14 protein-coding genes are annotated in these 16556 nt (G+C 51.8%); 8 read left to right on the forward strand and 6 right to left on the reverse strand.

The features are described 5' to 3' along the window. Positions 1 to 16: 16 nt before the first annotated feature. A complete protein-coding gene (locus tag H9Q78_RS12240; protein ID WP_249302006.1) occupies positions 17 to 1159 on the forward strand; it encodes a carbohydrate kinase family protein in 1143 nt (380 codons plus the stop codon). 34 nt (positions 1160 to 1193) lie between these two features. Here the strand turns inward: H9Q78_RS12240 and H9Q78_RS12245 are convergent, their stop codons facing one another. From H9Q78_RS12245 to H9Q78_RS12255, 3 genes are read right to left on the reverse strand one after another with little or no spacing between them, the layout of a single operon-like run. Next, positions 1194 to 2063 carry a hypothetical protein gene (locus H9Q78_RS12245; protein WP_249302007.1) on the reverse strand — a complete coding sequence of 290 codons (870 nt, stop codon included), beginning with the start codon at positions 2061 to 2063 and terminating at the stop codon, positions 1194 to 1196. Between the two features lie 11 nt (positions 2064 to 2074). Continuing rightward, entirely contained in the window at positions 2075 to 2446 is a 372-nt protein-coding gene (locus tag H9Q78_RS12250) for a hypothetical protein (RefSeq protein ID WP_249302008.1), read from the reverse strand. Continuing rightward, positions 2443 to 2673 (reverse strand): hypothetical protein, encoded by a 231-nt coding sequence (locus H9Q78_RS12255; protein ID WP_249302009.1) that lies wholly within the window; start codon positions 2671 to 2673, stop codon positions 2443 to 2445. Before H9Q78_RS12255 ends, H9Q78_RS12250 begins: the two co-directional genes overlap by 4 nt. A 117-nt stretch (positions 2674 to 2790) precedes the next feature. On the opposite strand from H9Q78_RS12255, the gene H9Q78_RS12260 reads away from it, so the two are divergent. After that, positions 2791 to 3312 carry a TetR/AcrR family transcriptional regulator gene (locus tag H9Q78_RS12260; protein ID WP_249302010.1) on the forward strand — a complete coding sequence of 174 codons (522 nt, stop codon included), beginning with the start codon at positions 2791 to 2793 and terminating at the stop codon, positions 3310 to 3312. 71 nt (positions 3313 to 3383) lie between these two features. Here the strand turns inward: H9Q78_RS12260 and H9Q78_RS12265 are convergent, their stop codons facing one another. Both H9Q78_RS12265 and H9Q78_RS12270 read right to left on the reverse strand, forming a co-directional pair. Next, positions 3384 to 4256, reverse strand: a complete 873-nt coding sequence (locus H9Q78_RS12265) for a MerR family transcriptional regulator (protein WP_249302011.1) — start codon at positions 4254 to 4256, stop codon at positions 3384 to 3386. A 95-nt stretch (positions 4257 to 4351) separates the two neighbouring features. Next, a complete protein-coding gene (locus H9Q78_RS12270) occupies positions 4352 to 4831 on the reverse strand; it encodes an S-ribosylhomocysteine lyase (protein WP_249302012.1) in 480 nt (159 codons plus the stop codon). 185 nt (positions 4832 to 5016) lie between these two features. On the opposite strand from H9Q78_RS12270, the gene trpS reads away from it, so the two are divergent. Further along, positions 5017 to 6024, forward strand: a complete 1008-nt coding sequence (gene trpS, locus H9Q78_RS12275; RefSeq protein WP_249302013.1) for a tryptophan--tRNA ligase — start codon at positions 5017 to 5019, stop codon at positions 6022 to 6024. 37 nt (positions 6025 to 6061) lie between these two features. Further along, on the forward strand, positions 6062 to 6946 hold the full coding sequence (locus H9Q78_RS12280) for a fumarylacetoacetate hydrolase family protein (protein WP_249302014.1): 885 nt from the start codon (positions 6062 to 6064) through the stop codon (positions 6944 to 6946). 103 nt (positions 6947 to 7049) lie between these two features. Here H9Q78_RS12280 and H9Q78_RS12285 read toward each other — a convergent pair whose 3' ends face one another. Beyond that, a complete protein-coding gene (locus tag H9Q78_RS12285; protein WP_147597412.1) occupies positions 7050 to 7490 on the reverse strand; it encodes an FMN-binding protein in 441 nt (146 codons plus the stop codon). A gap of 185 nt (positions 7491 to 7675) precedes the next feature. Between H9Q78_RS12285 and H9Q78_RS12290 the strand changes: the two genes are divergently transcribed. From H9Q78_RS12290 to H9Q78_RS12305, 4 genes are read left to right on the forward strand one after another with little or no spacing between them, the layout of a single operon-like run. Continuing rightward, positions 7676 to 8374, forward strand: a complete 699-nt coding sequence (locus H9Q78_RS12290) for a GTP pyrophosphokinase (protein ID WP_249304826.1) — start codon at positions 7676 to 7678, stop codon at positions 8372 to 8374. 43 nt (positions 8375 to 8417) lie between these two features. After that, positions 8418 to 11834 (forward strand): PD-(D/E)XK nuclease family protein, encoded by a 3417-nt coding sequence (locus tag H9Q78_RS12295; RefSeq protein ID WP_249302015.1) that lies wholly within the window; start codon positions 8418 to 8420, stop codon positions 11832 to 11834. Between the two features lie 11 nt (positions 11835 to 11845). Then, positions 11846 to 15631: a helicase-exonuclease AddAB subunit AddA gene (gene addA, locus H9Q78_RS12300; RefSeq protein ID WP_249302016.1), complete on the forward strand. Its 3786-nt coding sequence runs from the start codon at positions 11846 to 11848 to the stop codon at positions 15629 to 15631. A 54-nt stretch (positions 15632 to 15685) separates the two neighbouring features. Then, the gene (locus H9Q78_RS12305; protein WP_249302017.1) at positions 15686 to 16525 is read left to right on the forward strand and encodes a YhfC family intramembrane metalloprotease; all 840 of its coding nucleotides are present in this window, start codon (positions 15686 to 15688) and stop codon (positions 16523 to 16525) included. The last annotated feature ends 31 nt before the right edge of the window (positions 16526 to 16556 follow it).

Genomic DNA, 16556 nt, shown 5'->3' on the forward strand with positions numbered 1-16556 from the left:
GATTGGAGTGTGTGTTATGGGAAACAACGCAGAGACAAAGAGAGAGGGAATCATCGTGGCAGGGACGCTCACGCTGGATTTGACCCCGGTATTTGAGTCCCAGAAAAAAGCGGGGGCCGTGGAGGAAATCCTGGTTCCCGGGAAGGTCGTCCATGTGGCGGGCATCGACATCCACCCGGGAGGCGCCGTTTCCAATACGGGCCTTGGCCTTAAGGTCCTGGGTGCAAAGGTACATCCTATCGGAAAAGTCGGCAAAGACGAGTTGGGAGACATCGTCTGCCGTTATTATGAAAAGTATGGAGCGGCGGAAGACCTAATCGTGGACGGCAGCATTTCCACGTCTTATTCCATTGCGCTGGCGCCTCCTGGAATCGACCGGATCTTTCTTCATGATCCCTGTGCGGGGAATACCTTCCGGAAGGATGATATCGACAAAACGCTTTATGAGACAGCCGAGGTCTTCCATTACGGATACCCGCCGGTCAGCCATTACCTTTATATCAATGACGGGGCGGAATGCATTGCCATGATGAAGGAAGCGAAGGAAGCCGGAGTGGCCACCTCCGTAGACTTATGCGCGGTGGATCCGGAATGTGAGAGCGGCCGCGCGGACTGGATCGGGATCATCCGGAAGCTTTCTCCGTATGTGGATTTCTTTGAGCCGAGCATTGAGGAGCTCATCTTCTATCTGGACAGGGATAAATATAACCGCCTGTTTGCCGAGGCACAGAACGGCGATATGATCGGGCTTCTGGATATGGAAAGGGATGTGAAGCCTCTGGCGGAGCAGCTGATTTCCTGGGGAGCAAAAGTAGTGCTTGTGAAATGCGGTTATAAAGGATTATATCTGATGACCGCGGGAGCCGGCGCCTTGGCCGGGATCGGCGGAGGTATCTCGCTCAATCCGGAGGACTGGGCGGATAAAGCGTGCTTTGAGAGAAGCTACGTGCCGGATCAGGTGCTTTCGGGCACGGGTGCGGGAGATACGACCATTGCCGCGTTCCTTTACGCGGTGACGCAGGGATATTCCAGAGAAAGATGCCTGCAGCTGGCGGCGGCGACAGGAGCATCCTGTGTGGAATCCTATGATGCGCTGGGCGGCCTGAAGAGCTTTGAGGAGCTGATACGGAAAATCGACGCAGGCTGGAAGAAACAATAGAGCAAATAAAAGGAGCTGCGCCGGCTGAAGTCATTTAGCGGGCTGCTGCTCCTTTTTGATTATGAACGGTGTATCTCATTCTCAGGAAGAAAGTCATAGCTGTGACGAGCAGGATGATGCCTGACCCTGTCCACAGATTCATCTGTTTCTGCCACGGGGCATCGCCGCCGAAAGTCTCAAGCATGGCTGTCTGTAAAGAAAACACGGAGACAAGGGCCGCGGTGAGTGTGACGGCTTTACTGGCTGAGTAAACGGGATTATTAAGCTTCCGGTATCTCACAATATTGACGATGGCGAGAATAAGGCTGTAGAAGGTATAGCCGGCGGCGGCATAGATGATGGAGCCGGGATACCTGGCTGCTTTTCCGAAATAAACGGTATATAAGCCTATGCAGATGACTGTGGCTGTCAGGATCGGAAGCAGGTATCCGGAAAACCGGAATTTTTGAAAATTCAGGCTGGGATCTTGCTTCTTTTTTCTGACACGGCGGAGCAGCAGGACCTTTTCTGTGCTGAGAAGCATGTAGTAGAGCGCTGTCATGCCAAACCATACAGAATGAAGACAGATACCCACGGCGGCTTTGTATATAGAATAGATCATGCTGACCGCGAACGACCCATAGAGGGATACCTCCGCTTTAAAATCCAGCTCCGTCAGATACCGGTGGAAGAAGACGCTGCGGTGGAGCAGAGCCCTTCCTTTTTTCACCAGGACGATCATCCGCAGAACAATGGCGGCCGTTGTATAAGCAGAGACCATGTATATGGTATAAGCGGCAGCCGGATTAACGGGTTTCCAGATAAAAACAACAGCCAGGAGCACGGAGGAAACAAGGGACAGAAAAATAAGCAGCAGGATATTGGGATATAACAGCCTGTGAAGGATCTGTTTTTGCCGTTCCATGGTCACACTTCCTATCGCAGCCCTTTTCGGACTGGTATGAGGCAGAGAAACAGGAGGATTCCCACGATTCCTACTACGATGCCGGGGATCAAAAGTCCTTCCCAGACCATGGTCATGCACATTCCAGTGCCCAGTACCAAAGCGGCTGCGACTCCAAGTGCGGCGGTCCCTGCAGCTTTTGCGCGCAGGACGACAGCAGGCTTTCCCTGCATCCGGCGGCGGACGATCCGCATTGCGAGCAGAACAACCAGACCGGCGATGCCGGCAAAAACTCCCTGCCGGAATGTTCCCCATTCGGAGATCAGACACATGCACATTCCCAGCGCGAATAATATTCCTCCCACTGTTCCCATGACCAGAGAGACAAAGTTGATTTTTTTCATTTACTTCTCCTTTCCTGGCGTTCGGCATGTTCTTTTTTTACCTGCTCAGCATGTTCGACGACTCTGGCCCTCGCTTCCTCGATGGTTTCTCCTTCATCGGCCAGAAAAGTATTGATAAACAGATCTTCCACCTTTTTATATCCGGAGACCACGCTGTTTTCCATCTTCTTGTATCCGCCTGTTACGGCATTTTCGATCTTTTTATTTGCTTCTTTGAATTTGGACATCTTGTTTTTTCCTTTCTGTGAAACAGTTGTTTGTGTTTCTGTTGTATAGTATAATGTCTCCGAAAGAACAGAACAATCATCAATATATGTGCATTTGTTGAGATAATGGAGGTCTGCATGAATACGCCGAATAATAAACGCAGGAGAGATTCTCAGAAAAGAATCGAGGCGGCCTTTATACAACAGCTCCAGTACCTGGATCTGAATAAAATTTCTGTTACGGATATCTGTAAATCGGCCGGTGTGAACAGGACTACTTTCTATGCGAACTATCTGGATGTCTATGACCTGGCGGATGCCGTGCAGAGAAAGCTGGAAGAAGAGGTTTTCGGCTTGTATAAGGAAGAGCGGGAACAAAAGTATAACAGCAATGATTTTCTGAAGCTTTTTCGCCATATCAAGGAAAATCAGATGTTCTACAAAACGTATTTCAAGCTGGGGCTGGACGGGAAATTTGAAATTACGGAATATGACGTACATCAGGCCGCATCCTATTATGACAATCAATATATTGAATATCATATGGAATTTTTCCGAAACGGGCTGAATGCCATAATCAAGAAGTGGCTGCAGAATGACTGTGAAGAATCGCCGGAAGAGATAGCCTCCATTATTATGGCGGAATATGGGGCAAAGTGAGCCGGGGAATATCCTCAGTGTGAATAATGCGGCCCGCTGCATTATGTGCGCGGGCCGCTTATTCTGTCCGATTAAAGGTTTGCTTTTTCCAGATAAGCCTGTATTGCGCGCCCGATGAATTCTGACGCGCCGATTCCGTATTTTTTGTCGGTGGTTTCGATGAAAGCGGGGCTCGTCAGATATAGCTCAGCCATGAAGGACCAATGGTTTTCTCCCATGTCCATGGTTCCGTTGCAGTCATCGGTAAAAGAGATCAATTCCCGGACAGCTTTCTGGACCTCGGGGGAGGCGGTGTCCCTGCCTAAGTCAGCCGTGAGCTTTTTGGTGAGCTCTTCTGTTTTTTCAATGAGACCGGGAACCTCCGGTTGGGAAACAGAAGGGCCGTGGGACAAATATTCCAGGAAATTTTTTTTCATGGCGTTTGTGAAATTTTCCAGGCTGCCATACTCTTTTACCGCCATATCTGCTGTTTCTTCTTCATTTCCTTTTAATCCAGAGATCATCTTGTCGAAAGCTTCCATGCTTCCCAGACGTTCCGTGATCTCATCCGCATGGGTCATTTTGAACTCATTCAGAGCGCGGAAATAATCGTTCATGTCAAAATCTTTAAATTCCATACATCGTTCTCCTTTCGCAAGCTTATCCAATAACTTTAACAGAGCGTTCAGCCGGTCTCGCTTTATGAGAATCAGTTCTCTCTGCTTTTTAAATGCCGCGGTTTTGTCAAACTGCGGATTCTCCATGATCGCCTTGATTTCCTTTAAAGTGAAATCCAGTTCCTTAAAAAACAGTATCTGCTGCAGAGTCTCCAGTGCGGCGTCGTCATATAAGCGGTATCCCGCGGCGGTCACCTCCGTCGGCCTGAACAGGCCGATCTCGTCGTAGAACTGGAGGGTCCGTACACTGATACCGGTGAGTGAAGATACTTGTTTTACTGTCATCATATCCGATCACCTCCTTGCTCTATACTGTACACTATCACCATGCGTGAGAGTCAATGGTTTTTTTCTCCTTTCTGCCGCACCATACATAGGAGCGGTCATTCTGGATAGTTGAGCCGTTCTTCTCCGATATTTGTGAGGACCTCTTTCAGGTACCGGTTGGCCAGATAGTTGGCCATCGGCAGGTTCATGTCCATATAGTTGCCGCAGTCTCTGGCTCTGGCGCCGGGGACTTCACTGCTGAAATCTCGGATGAAGGTGAACATTTCCGTCATCAGAGGTACGATGTCTCTGGACTCATAATCTCCCGCGAGCAGGAGATAGCAGCCGGTACGGCAGCCCATGGGGCCGAAATAGACCGTCTTGCTTCCGTATACAGGATGGTTCCGCAGGAATGTGGCTCCCAGATGTTCGATGGTGTGCAGCTCGGCGGTGTTCATGACCGGTTCATGATTGGGCCGGGTCATCCGGATATCGAAGGTAGTGACGACTTCTCCTCCCACATGGTCTTTTCTGGATACATAAAGGCCCGGCAGCAGGGCCAGATGATTTACGGTGAAGCTGGCGATTTTCTCCATAATTGTCTCCTTTTCCTTTTGCATATCAATGTCACCAGTATAACGGAACAGAGGCAGAAGAGCAAGAGAAAACCGTCTGTTGACAGGGGCCGGAGCGGGTGTTACACTAAAACCTAGAATGCCCGGATCTAAGAGTGATTCAGCCGGGGATGAACGAGATTATCTGCACAAGGAGGAAGAAACAGATGCTAGACGGAAAGAAGACCCTGTTCAGCGGCATGCAGGCTACGGGGAACCTTACACTGGGAAATTATCTGGGGGCCCTGAAAAACTGGGTGACCATCAGTGATGAATATAACTGCTTTTACAGCGTGGTGGATATGCATTCCATAACGGTCCGCCAGGACCCGGCCGTTTTGAGGAAGCGGGCCAGGACGCTCCTGACCCTGTATATCGCGGCGGGACTTGATCCGGTCAAAAACTGTATTTATTATCAGTCCCATGTTTCCGCCCACGCGGAGCTGGCCTGGATTCTCAACTGCTTTACCTATATGGGCGAACTCAACCGCATGACCCAATTCAAGGATAAGGCCGCGAAGCACGCGGACAATATCAATGCCGGGCTTTTTACGTATCCCGTTCTGATGGCGGCAGATATTCTTCTGTACCAGGCGGATCTGGTGCCTGTGGGTATCGACCAGATGCAGCATCTGGAGATCACGAGGGACATTGCCCAGAGGTTCAACAGCACCTATGGGGATGTATTTACTCTGCCGGAAGCGTATATCGGCAAGGTAGGGGCAAAGATCATGAGCCTCCAGGAACCCTCCAAGAAGATGTCCAAGTCCGATGAAAATCCAAATGGAAGCATCTATCTGATGGACGATAAAGACACCATTATGAGGAAATGCAAGAGGGCCGTCACGGATTCTGTGGGCATCATCCGTTATACCGACGATCAGCCGGGGTTGAAGAACCTGATCGACATTTACTGTGCATGTACGGGAAAGACGCCGGATGAGACGATGAAGGAATTTGACGGAAAGGGATATGGAGAATTTAAGCCTGCCGTGGGAGAAGCCGTTGCGGCAATCCTTGTTCCCCTTCAGGAGGAACAGGCCAGACTGACGGCCGATAAAGCGTATATAGACGGGATCATTAAGGAAAATGCCGAAAAAGCCGCTTATTATGCGAATAAGACGCTTCGCAAGGTGCAGAGGAAGATTGGATTTCCGGACAGAATAAGAAATTGAGAGAACATATTTATTAGAATACAGGGAGGGCTGAGATATGAAGCTGGTGACATACCGATATGAAGAAAAGGAAGCGGTGGGAGTGATATCCCCCTGTGGGAATTATGTATATCCGGTGAAAGACCTCGGATTTGCTTATGATACAATGAACGAGCTCATTGACGCTCTGTCCGGCGAAGGGCTTTGCGGCCTTCAGAAAGCGGCGGAGGCCGGTACAGAGGCGGAGATACCGTTTGAACAGGTGGAGCTTTTGGCGCCGATCCCGGTCCCGAAGCAGGATATGATCTGTCTGGGAATCAATTATATGGCCCATGCAGAAGAGTCGGCCCGTTATAAGAAAGAAGCCTTTGGCGGAGAACGGCCCTTTGCCGTGTACTTTTCCAAGCGGATTGGGGAAGCCGTGAAGCCTTATGGAGAGATAGAAGGTCATTTGGATATCGTGGAACGCCTGGACTATGAAGCGGAGCTGGCTTTTGTCATAGGAAAGGATGCAAAAAAGGTAGAGGAAAAAGACGCGGCCGGATATATATTGGGCTACACAGTCATCAATGATGTCAGCGCCAGGGAAATCCAGACGCGGCATAAGCAGTGGTATTTCGGAAAAGGCCTGGATGGCTTCACACCTATGGGGCCCTGGATCGTCACGGCGGATGAGATCTCGTTTCCTCCGAAACTGGGCATCCAGTCCAGGGTCAACGGAGAACTTCGCCAGGACAGCAATACGGAGCTTTTGATTTTTGATATCCCCCATATCATCCACGAGCTGTCTCAGGGGATCACTTTAAAAGCGGGTACGATCATTGCGACGGGGACGCCGGCAGGAGTGGGAATGGGATTTGACCCGCCCAAATTCTTAAAGGCGGGAGATGAGATCGCCTGCACCATTGAGGGCATCGGTACGATCAAGAATGTGGTGAAATGACGGCGGAGCTGCTGAGGGCAGCGGGCTGACAATACAAACGGCGGCAGGAGGGGACTCCTGCCGCCGTTTCATTTCGTAGGAAAGCTTATGTACTGCCGGAAAATTATTTTTTCGGTACGGCTTTCTGCAGAGCGGAGCTTATGGCCTCTGTGAGCGCCATAGAGGTGTACTGAGAACTCTGGTCATAGGAAAGGCCGGTCACTCCCTGGTTTGCCACTACCTGTTCTGCCAGGTTCTCCATGGCCGGAGCCATCAGAGGATACATGGTGGCTACGGAATCCTCCAGGTTCACGAAACGGACGGATTTAATCTGATCAGAGTCCACCACTACCTCCACATCAATGGCCTGGTTGTTCAGCGACAAAGATGAGGTATAGACGCCGGGAGTATATTGAGAAACGGTGGCGTTCGTTTCCGTTGTCTTATTTTTCGGTGCGAACATACAGACCAGAAGAATGATGAGAAGGATGCCCAGGGCAACGAAAATACCCGTGTAGATCAGCTCTTTCGTGCGTAATACAACTATTTTTGTTTTGGAACTCATAGACGGCTCCTCGATTTCCTTTGTACAGGATATGAGGAAGCGGACTGGAATATGACAGTTGTACCGAAAAGAGGGAAATGGTATAATAGGTATCACTCAGCGAAACAATACAGAGGAACACAGATAAGGGATTTGGAAAGGAACATATTTTGAAAGAACAGGAAAAAATACAGGAATCGGTCAATATAGAGCTCAAATGGGAAGAACGGGAATGGGGTGAGGATGAGTTTCCGAAGGGATCCGCTCCTGAGAAATTCTTCCGGGACAGCAAGGAGTTTGCCAATTTGATGATGATGTACAAATGCGCGATCCGGGAAGTGCAGACGAAGCTGGAGGTGCTGGACGATGAATTTTCTGTCCGGTATAAGAGAAATCCGATTTCTTCCATTCAGACCAGAGTGAAGAAGCCGATCAGTATTTTCCGGAAGCTTAAGAAGTACGGTCTGGAACTGACTCCAGAGAATATCCTGAAAGGACTTCATGACGTGGCGGGCGTGAGGGTGGTCTGCGCGTTCATAGACGATATTTATATGGTCGCCGCCCTCCTGGCGAACCAGGACGACATCACAGTCCTCCAGGTAAAGGACTATATTAAGGAACCGAAAGCGAACGGCTACAGAAGCTATCACATGATCGTGGAGATTCCGGTATTCTTTTCCAGGGGAAAGACGCCGATGAAGGTTGAGATCCAGATACGGACCATTGCCATGGATTTCTGGGCCAGCCTGGAGCACCAGCTTCGGTATAAAAAGGATATCGAGGACGTGGAAGGACACGAAGAGATCAGCGGGAGGCTGTTGGAATGTGCCGACACCATTTCGGATACGGACAGGAAGATGCAGGAGATCAAGCGGATGATCGGAGAGTTCAACGATCTGTCATGACGGATGTCAGGGACACGTTTGGGGCTTTGGAAAGAGGGATGATATGTCACTTCAGTTTATTTTGGGGGGAGCGGGCACCGGAAAATCTTACTATATGAATCACGCTCTTGTGAAAGAGGCGTCGGCGCATCCAGAGCGGCGGTTCCTTGCCATCGTGCCGGAGCAGTTTACGATGGAAACCCAGAAAGAACTGGCGGACATCCATCCGGGGCACAGCATCCTGAATATAGACATTTTGAGCTTTGAGCGCCTGGCCTACCGGGTTTTCGAGGAACTTTCCTGTGTGCCTCATGCTGTGCTGGACGATATGGGGAAGAGCATGGTGCTTCGGAAAGCGTGCGCCGGGGTGGAGAAGGAGCTGGAAGTCTATCGGGGACACCTGGACAGGGCGGGGTTTATCGATCAGTTAAAGTCTGTGATGTCCGAGTTTGGTCAGTACCGGATAGGAGAAGAAGAACTGAAAAGGCTGACTGTGAGTACAGAAAACAGGCCTCTTCTGCACAGAAAGCTGGAAGATCTGCAGGTGCTGTTCGGCGCGTTCCGCGCTTCCATGGAAGAGGGTACCATAACGGCCGAAGAACTGCTGGCGGCACTGTGCCGGGTACTTCCCCGCTCAAAAAAAGTGAGGGACAGTGTGATAGCGCTGGACGGATTTACAGGCTTTACTCCTGCGCAGTATGAGGTGCTGGCTCTCCTTCTCCGCCAGGGGCGGAGGGTCATGGTGGCTGTGACGATAGATGTGGATGCGGATCCCTATGGGGAAAAGAAAAGCCACGATCTCTTTTCTCTGAGCCGAAAGACCATCGGGACCCTCAGCCGTATGGCAGAAGAGCTCCGTGCCGGACGGGACGAGGATGTTCTAATGGAAAAAAAACGGCCTCAAAGATTCCGGGAATCGAAAGAGCTAATGTTCCTGTCGGAGCAGATTTTCCGTTATCCCTGCTGCGTATGGAAGGGCGCTCCGGAGGATATTATTTTATCCAGAGCCAAAACGCCGCTGGAAGAGACGCGAACGATGGCGCAGAGGATATCGGTCCTGGTGAGGGAGAAAGGGCTCCGCTATCGGGATATCGCCGTAGTCTGCGGGGATATGGCGGGCTACAGGCCGATTTTAGAGCAGGCCATGAAAGAGGCGGGAATACCCTGCTTTTTAGATGATAAAAGAAGCCTGCTCACCAATCCTCTGGTGGAATATATGCGGGCGGCCCTGGAGATCGTGGAAAAAGACTTCTCTTATGAAAGTGTTTTCCGTTATCTTAAATGTGGGTTTCTTCCGGTGGAAGAAGACATCCTGTACGAGATGGAGAATTATGTGCTGGCTCTCGGAATCCGCGGGCATAAACGATGGAGCAGTCCATGGGAGAAGACATACCGGGGCGGCGAGCATGTGAATCTGGAGGCGCTCAACCGGGCCAGAGAAGCTGTGGCCGGTCCCCTTCTCACCCTCCGGGAGGCGTTTAAGCAAAAAGGAGCTTCTGTCCGCCGGATGACAGAGGCGCTGTTTTTATGGATGGAAGGACAGGAAGCGGATTCTGTTCTGAGGCAGATGACGGAGGCGTTTGAGGAGGCGGGGGAATACAGCCTTGCAAAAGAATATGAACAGGCCTATGAGCTGCTCTTGGGGCTGTTTGACCGGATCGTCGGTCTGCTGGGAGATGAGGTCCTCTCTGTCAGGACGTATAATGACGTGCTGGACTCCGGCTGCAGAGAAATACGGGTAGGCGTGATTCCCGCGGCCATCGACAGGGTCCTGGTGGGAGACGTGGAGCGCAGCAGACTGAAAGATATCAAGGCGTTGTTTTTTATCGGAGTGAATGACGGAAACGTGCCGTCGCCCGGAAAACAGGGCGGGCTGTTGTCGGAGCTTGACCGGGAGGAGCTGAAGGCTTATGTGGAACTCACTCCCACAAGGCGTGAGAGCAGTTTGATGGATAAATTTTATTTCTATCTCACGGTGACAAAACCGTCAAGGAAGCTTTATATCTCCTATGCGGCCGCGGATGAAGCGGGCGGAAGTAAGAGCCCTTCGTCATATATCGCCTTTCTCTGCAGGGTGTTTCCGGAGCTGGAGACAGAGTCGGAGGCGGAGAGAGATTTCTCCCATATCCTCACCCCGCCTTTGGCCATGAAAATGCTGGCGGAGGGGATGGAAGAATATCGGAATGGGAAGGCATCGAGGACTTGGGCCGCTCTGTATGACTGTCTGTACGCGGAGGAAGAGAACCGGCATCTTCTGAAGCGGATGGCGGATGCCGCCTTTTATACTTATGGAGGGGACCGGATATCCAGGGCGGTGGCCAGGGTGCTTTATGGAGAGCCATTATATGGAAGCGTGACCAGGCTGGAGACGTATGCGGTCTGCGCGTACGCTCAGTTCCTGACATATGGGCTGAATCTGGTGAAGCGGAAGGAATTTGAGTTTGCCGCCCTGGACATGGGCAACGTGTTTCACCGCGCCATTGAGCTGTGCTTCAAGAAGGCGGAGGAAAGGGGGATTTCCATCGCCTCTGCTTCCAACGGAGAACGGCATGAGCTGGTGGAAGCGGCAATGGAAGAGGCAGCCGATTCCCTGGGGAGCGACATTCTGAAAAGCTCTTCCAGAAATCATTATCTGTACGATCGAATGAAGAAAATCACGGAAAAGACGATATGGGCTTTGGGAGAGCAGCTGGCTGCGGGTAGATTTGAACCGGCCGCTTTTGAACTGAGTTTTGCGCCGGGGGAAAATTCGGCCATGAGGATCACTCTTTCAGAAGGCGGAAGTATGCAGCTTAAAGGAAAGATTGACCGGGTCGATCTGTTTGAAGATGATGAGAAGGTTTATGTGAAGATCGTGGACTATAAATCCGGAGGCACGGATTTTGATCTGAATGCCGTATACCATGGCCTGCAGCTGCAGCTGGTCGTCTATCTGGACGCGGTGATAAGGCGGGAACAGGAAAGGCATCCGGGAAAAGAAATCGTCCCGGCGGGCATGTTTTACTATCAGATCCAAGATCCGGTGCTGGAACGGGAATCCGCGGGGGCGAGCCCGGAGGCCGCGGTTCTGGAAGCACTGCGTCCCAAGGGGCTTTTCAATGGCGAGGAGGAGGTCGTCTCCCTGCTCCAGCAGGAGGGGGGAGAAAACGGAGCGTCCAAATGGATCCCGGCGGTCATGAAGGACGGGAGCCTGGTGAAAGGGAAGTCTGCGGCCGTTTCGAAGGAACAGCTCTTTCATTTGAGAAACTTTGTAAGCGGCAGGATGAAGGAGTTTGGGACAGCCATCGCCGGAGGAGACGTTTCCGCGGCGCCTTATAAACGCCGGGACAGGACGGGGTGCGACTACTGTGATTTCCAGTCTGTCTGCGGTTTTGATAAAAAGACGGCGGGCTATGACTATAAACGGCTGGCAGAACGGAAGCCGGAGGAGATTTGGAAAGAGATGGCTGAGAAGGATGAAAGCGGCGGGAAAGGCAGGTGAGACAGTTGGCTGTGGAATGGACAAATGAGCAGAAACAGATAATCGGGCTGCGTGACCGCAACATTCTGGTTGCGGCTGCGGCGGGCAGCGGAAAGACGGCGGTGCTGGTTGAGAGAATCCTGTCCATGATCACCGATGAGGATCATCCTGTGGATATAGACAGGCTGCTGGTGGTGACCTTTACCAACGCCGCTGCGGGCCAGATGAAGGAACGTATTGCAAAGCGGCTTTCCGGCCGGCTGGAAGAAGAGCCGGACGACCGGAACCTGAAACGCCAGGAGGACCTGCTTCCCCATGCCAAGATCATGACCATCGACAGCTTCTGTCTTTATATAGTGCGGAATTATTTCAGCAGCCTGGACCTGGACCCGGATTTTCGAATCGGGGATGAAGGAGAATTGAAGCTGCTCCGCGAGGATGTCATGAAAGCCCTGCTGGAGAGAAAATATGAGGAAGCGGCTCCGGAATTCTTCCAGTTCGTGGAAAGCTATGCCGAGGGGAAGGGAGACGGAGGGATACCGGATTATATCGAGAAGCTGTATCAGTTTGCATCTGCTTATCCAAATCCATACAGACAGCTGGAACAGTGGAAGGACCAGCTGGAGGCCGGCTCCGCGGAAGCTGCCCGGTCTGCGGGATGGATGGAGTGTCTCATGGATGAGATCCATCTGGAGGCGGAGGAATTGGCTGCCCGTTTTACGGCGGCGAGAGAGGTCTGTCTGGAACCGGGAGGCCCATATTATTATGAGGAGATGTTCCGGTCAGATGAACGGATTGTCAAGGGCCTGCTGTCTGCCCAGTCTTATGAGGAAGCGGCAGAGATCTTATCGGGATTAAAAACGGCGTTTGTTCGTAAGCCTTCTAAAAAGGATCCGGCGGTGGACGATGAGAAGAAAGCGTTTTTGTCCGCCCTTCGGGATGAGATGAAAAAGGCTCTGCAGGACATGGCGAAGCAATATTACCTGGGGGATATGGAACAGGTGCTTTCCGATATCCGAGGATGCAGCGGACCGCTCTGCGAGCTGGTAGATCTTGCAGCAGAGTTCGGGCAAGACTATTCCGCGGCCAAACGGGAAAAGAATCTGGTGGATTTTGGGGATATTGAACATTTTGCTTTAAAGGTCCTGACGGAGGAAGGCCCGGACGGGGAATTTCTCCCCACGGAAGCGGCGGCGGAGATGAGCAAGAGCTTCTATGAGATCATGATCGACGAATATCAGGACAGCAACCGGATCCAGGAAGAGATTCTGCGCAGCGTATCCAGGGAAAGGGACGGGCATCCCAATATCTTCATGGTGGGTGATGTAAAGCAAAGTATTTATAAGTTCCGGCAGGCGAGACCGGAGCTTTTTATGGAAAAATATGAAGCCTATACGGCAGAAGACAGCCTGCATCAGAAGATAGATCTCCATCGGAACTTCCGCAGCAGGGAAGAAGTACTAAGAACTGTCAACTTCTTTTTTAGCCAGCTGATGGAAAAGAAGCTGGGGGGGATTTCATACGACGAAGACGCGGCCCTCGTTCCGGGACGTGAATTTCCGGAAGGAGATGGAGAACAGGCGGGGGAAAACCGCAGTACGGAGTTCATTTTCCTGGATTCCGGGAAGGACCGGGATAAGGAAGCCGACGCGAAGCTTGCGGAATACCAGGCGAAGGAGCTGGAAGCAAAGGCAGTCGCCAAACGGATCCGGGAACTGACGGACCCGGTCTCAGGATATAAGATTTACGACAGCCAGACGGAAGGATACCGGACAGCCAGATATGGAGACATTGTGATTCTTCTGAGGACAGTCACCGGCTGGGCGGAGGTCTTTGTGGACAGCCTGATGGAAGCCGGAATTCCTGCCTACGCTCAGTCCAGGACCGGATATTTTACAGCCAGGGAAGTGCAGTGTGTGCTTCATCTGCTGCGGGTGATCGACAATCCCATGCAGGACATTCCCATGGCCGCGGTGATGAAATCTCCCATGGGAGGCTTCACATCGGAAGAATTGGCGCTGATAACCGCTGATTTTCGCGCAGATATCGTGCCAAAGGAAACGAGAGGGCTTTATGGAGCCGTGAAACATTGCCTTGAAGAAAAGGGAGCAGAGGAACAAGGCGGAAGCTATGCCATGGTGTCGGAGGAGCTTCGCGGAAAGGTGCGCAGATTTTACGATATGATCCGTGACTTCCGGGAAAAAGCTGTGTATATGAGGCTTCACCAGCTGCTTCGCTATATTCTGGAAAAGACCGAGTACGAATATATCCTGGCTGCTTCGCCGGGAGGCCGGCTTAAGCTGGCAAATATAGAGATGCTCATAAAACGGGCGGTCGACTATGAGAATACCAGTTATCAGGGGGTATTTCAATTTGTCCGTTATATCGAGAACCTGCAGAAATATTCGGTGGATTTCGGCGAAGCTTCCCTGGCCGGGGAGCAGGAGGATACGGTGCGTATCACAAGTATCCATAAAAGCAAGGGGCTGGAATATCCCATTGTGATCCTGGCCGGCGCGGGCAAGCTGTTCAACCAGGGAGATGCGAGAGGGAAAATACTGCTCCATCCGGATTTGGGGATCGCGGCGGATTACATCGATACGGAAAGACGGCTGAAGGCAGCCACCCTTCCGAAGAAGGTTTTTCAGAGGCAGCTGCGCCTGGAGAACCTGGGCGAGGAGCTCCGAGTATTGTATGTGGCGCTCACAAGGGCGGAAGAGAAGCTGATCATCACAGGGACGGACCGCTATCTGGAGACGAAGCTCACGAAATGGAACAGTCTCCGCCTGGAGGAGGGAAGAGAACTGCCTTATCAGGAAGTTTCAAGAGCGTCTTCTTATCTCGACTGGATGCTCATGGCGCTGGTGAGGAGCCGTGTTTACGGAGAGATTCTATCCGAACGGGGGATTACCCCTCCGGTATTTCATCCGGTCTACGGAGAAGAAATACCGGCGGTGGTGCATGTGGAGAGTGTGGAGGCGCTGGTGTACCACGAGGTAGAGAAACAGGCATCAGGAGGGCTTCTCAGGGAAAGGCTGACGGATTGGGGCGGACTTCCGGATGAAGAAAAAGTTCTTTCGGGGCAGATAGCGGATCAGCTATCTTATGTGTATCCGTATTTGGCGGCCGTATCGGCGCCGAGAAAGTTTACGGTTTCCCAGCTGAAAGAGATGGGCATGACAGAAGGGGAAGAAGAGGCGGTCCGCCTTATGGAGGATCAGGACAAGGACGCGGACAGAAAACGCCCGGCCTTTTTGGAAAAAGAGGAAGAACTGTCGGGAGCGGCCAGGGGCACCGCCTACCACCGGGTGCTGGAGCTCCTCCCCATGACTACGGAGGCCAAAAGGGAAAGTGTGGAGGAAGCAGTCATGCTTCTGGAAAAACAAGGTCTTCTGCCCTCTGGTACGGGAGAGCGGCTGAATCTGGGGAGAATCACAAAATTTCTGGATTCTCCCCTGGGACAAAGGATGGCAGAAGGAGAACGTCTTGGGACGCTCAGGAAAGAGCAGCAGTTCGTCATGGGAGTGCCGGCGGCCAGAATCTGTTCAGAGTATGGGGAAGCCGGGCTGTCGGAGGAGAGGATGCTCGTTCAGGGCATCATCGACGCCTGGTTTGAAGAAGAAGACGGACTAGTCCTGGTGGACTATAAGACGGACAAAGTGGATAAGATGGAAGGAGAGGACGGCGTGAGGCGTTTCCTGGAACGGTACCGGACGCAGGTGGATTATTATCAGGAAGCGTTGGAACAAAACACAGGAAAACGGGTGAAAGAAAGATATCTGTACTCTTTTTCCCTGGAACGGGCGATCCCGCTCTGACGGGCGGCATGTGATCATAAAAAGACGTGGAAAACACGGACGGAGGGAATATATATGGATTCAGGAATTCTGATACCGCAGAGCTCGGTTCTCTGTATGGCGGTCTCACTGGCGGGGATGGTATTGGCGCCTGTTCTAGCGGTGGTATTTTTGAAAAAGAGGACGGGACAGAAGCTGTATCCGCTGTTGGTAGGAGCGCTGACTTTCTTTGTTTTTGTCCGCTTTCTGGAGAACATCTTACATCAGGTGGTGCTGGGGGTGCCCGGAGCGGGAGATATGATCTTGAATAACGGGTGGGTTTATGCAATATACGGCGGTCTAGCTGCCGGAATATTTGAGGAGATCGGACGCTTTGTGGCTTTCAAAAAGCTGCTGAGAAATGAAAGAGGGAAGAGGATATCCCTCATGTACGGCCTGGGACATGGAGGAATCGAGACTCTTCTGGTGGCGCTCAGTCTGGTGAGCACCATGACGCTGGCGTTTGCAGTCAATAAAATGGGGCTGGACGCATATATCGCGACGATTCCCGCCGCGTCTGCCGATACCGTGCAAAACGCCGCGGAATCCATCGCGTCGCAGCCGGCCTGGATCTATCTGCTGTCCTTTCTGGAAAGACTGGTCGCCATGGGGCTTCATCTGAGCCTTTCGGTATTGGTTTACGGCGCCGCCCGGTGCGGGAAAAAATGGCTGCTTCCGGCGGCGATCGGAATCCACGCTTTCAGCGACATGTTCGCGGGACTTTACCAGAAGGGGATACTGGCCAACGTATTTTTAACAGAATTCCTGATTCTGGCGGTCATGGTGATAACGGCTGTGTTTGCCAGAAAATTATATCTGGAATATCCCGATGAAAAAGAGGAGACGGCGGATAATCCAGAGAGGATACCGCAGTAGAGAAGAACAGAATAGAAAAGGAGAGATTGAC

Source organism: Qiania dongpingensis (assembly GCF_014337195.1).
Taxonomy (GTDB): Bacteria; Bacillota; Clostridia; order Lachnospirales; family Lachnospiraceae; genus Lientehia; species Lientehia dongpingensis.

What these genes read in the sequence shown, in the direction of transcription:
- H9Q78_RS12285 (WP_147597412.1), bottom strand. Translation starts at nt 7,490, where the DNA reads ATGAGTTCCAAAACAAAAATAGTTGTATTACGCACGAAAGAGCTGATC.
- H9Q78_RS12265 (WP_249302011.1), bottom strand. Translation starts at nt 4,256, where the DNA reads ATGATGACAGTAAAACAAGTATCTTCACTCACCGGTATCAGTGTACGG.
- H9Q78_RS12245 (WP_249302007.1), bottom strand. Translation starts at nt 2,063, where the DNA reads ATGGAACGGCAAAAACAGATCCTTCACAGGCTGTTATATCCCAATATC.
- trpS (WP_249302013.1), top strand. Translation starts at nt 5,017, where the DNA reads ATGCTAGACGGAAAGAAGACCCTGTTCAGCGGCATGCAGGCTACGGGG.
- H9Q78_RS12280 (WP_249302014.1), top strand. Translation starts at nt 6,062, where the DNA reads ATGAAGCTGGTGACATACCGATATGAAGAAAAGGAAGCGGTGGGAGTG.
- H9Q78_RS12260 (WP_249302010.1), top strand. Translation starts at nt 2,791, where the DNA reads ATGAATACGCCGAATAATAAACGCAGGAGAGATTCTCAGAAAAGAATC.
- H9Q78_RS12295 (WP_249302015.1), top strand. Translation starts at nt 8,418, where the DNA reads ATGTCACTTCAGTTTATTTTGGGGGGAGCGGGCACCGGAAAATCTTAC.
- H9Q78_RS12250 (WP_249302008.1), bottom strand. Translation starts at nt 2,446, where the DNA reads ATGAAAAAAATCAACTTTGTCTCTCTGGTCATGGGAACAGTGGGAGGA.
- H9Q78_RS12240 (WP_249302006.1), top strand. Translation starts at nt 17, where the DNA reads ATGGGAAACAACGCAGAGACAAAGAGAGAGGGAATCATCGTGGCAGGG.
- H9Q78_RS12255 (WP_249302009.1), bottom strand. Translation starts at nt 2,673, where the DNA reads ATGTCCAAATTCAAAGAAGCAAATAAAAAGATCGAAAATGCCGTAACA.
- H9Q78_RS12270 (WP_249302012.1), bottom strand. Translation starts at nt 4,831, where the DNA reads ATGGAGAAAATCGCCAGCTTCACCGTAAATCATCTGGCCCTGCTGCCG.
- H9Q78_RS12305 (WP_249302017.1), top strand. Translation starts at nt 15,686, where the DNA reads ATGGATTCAGGAATTCTGATACCGCAGAGCTCGGTTCTCTGTATGGCG.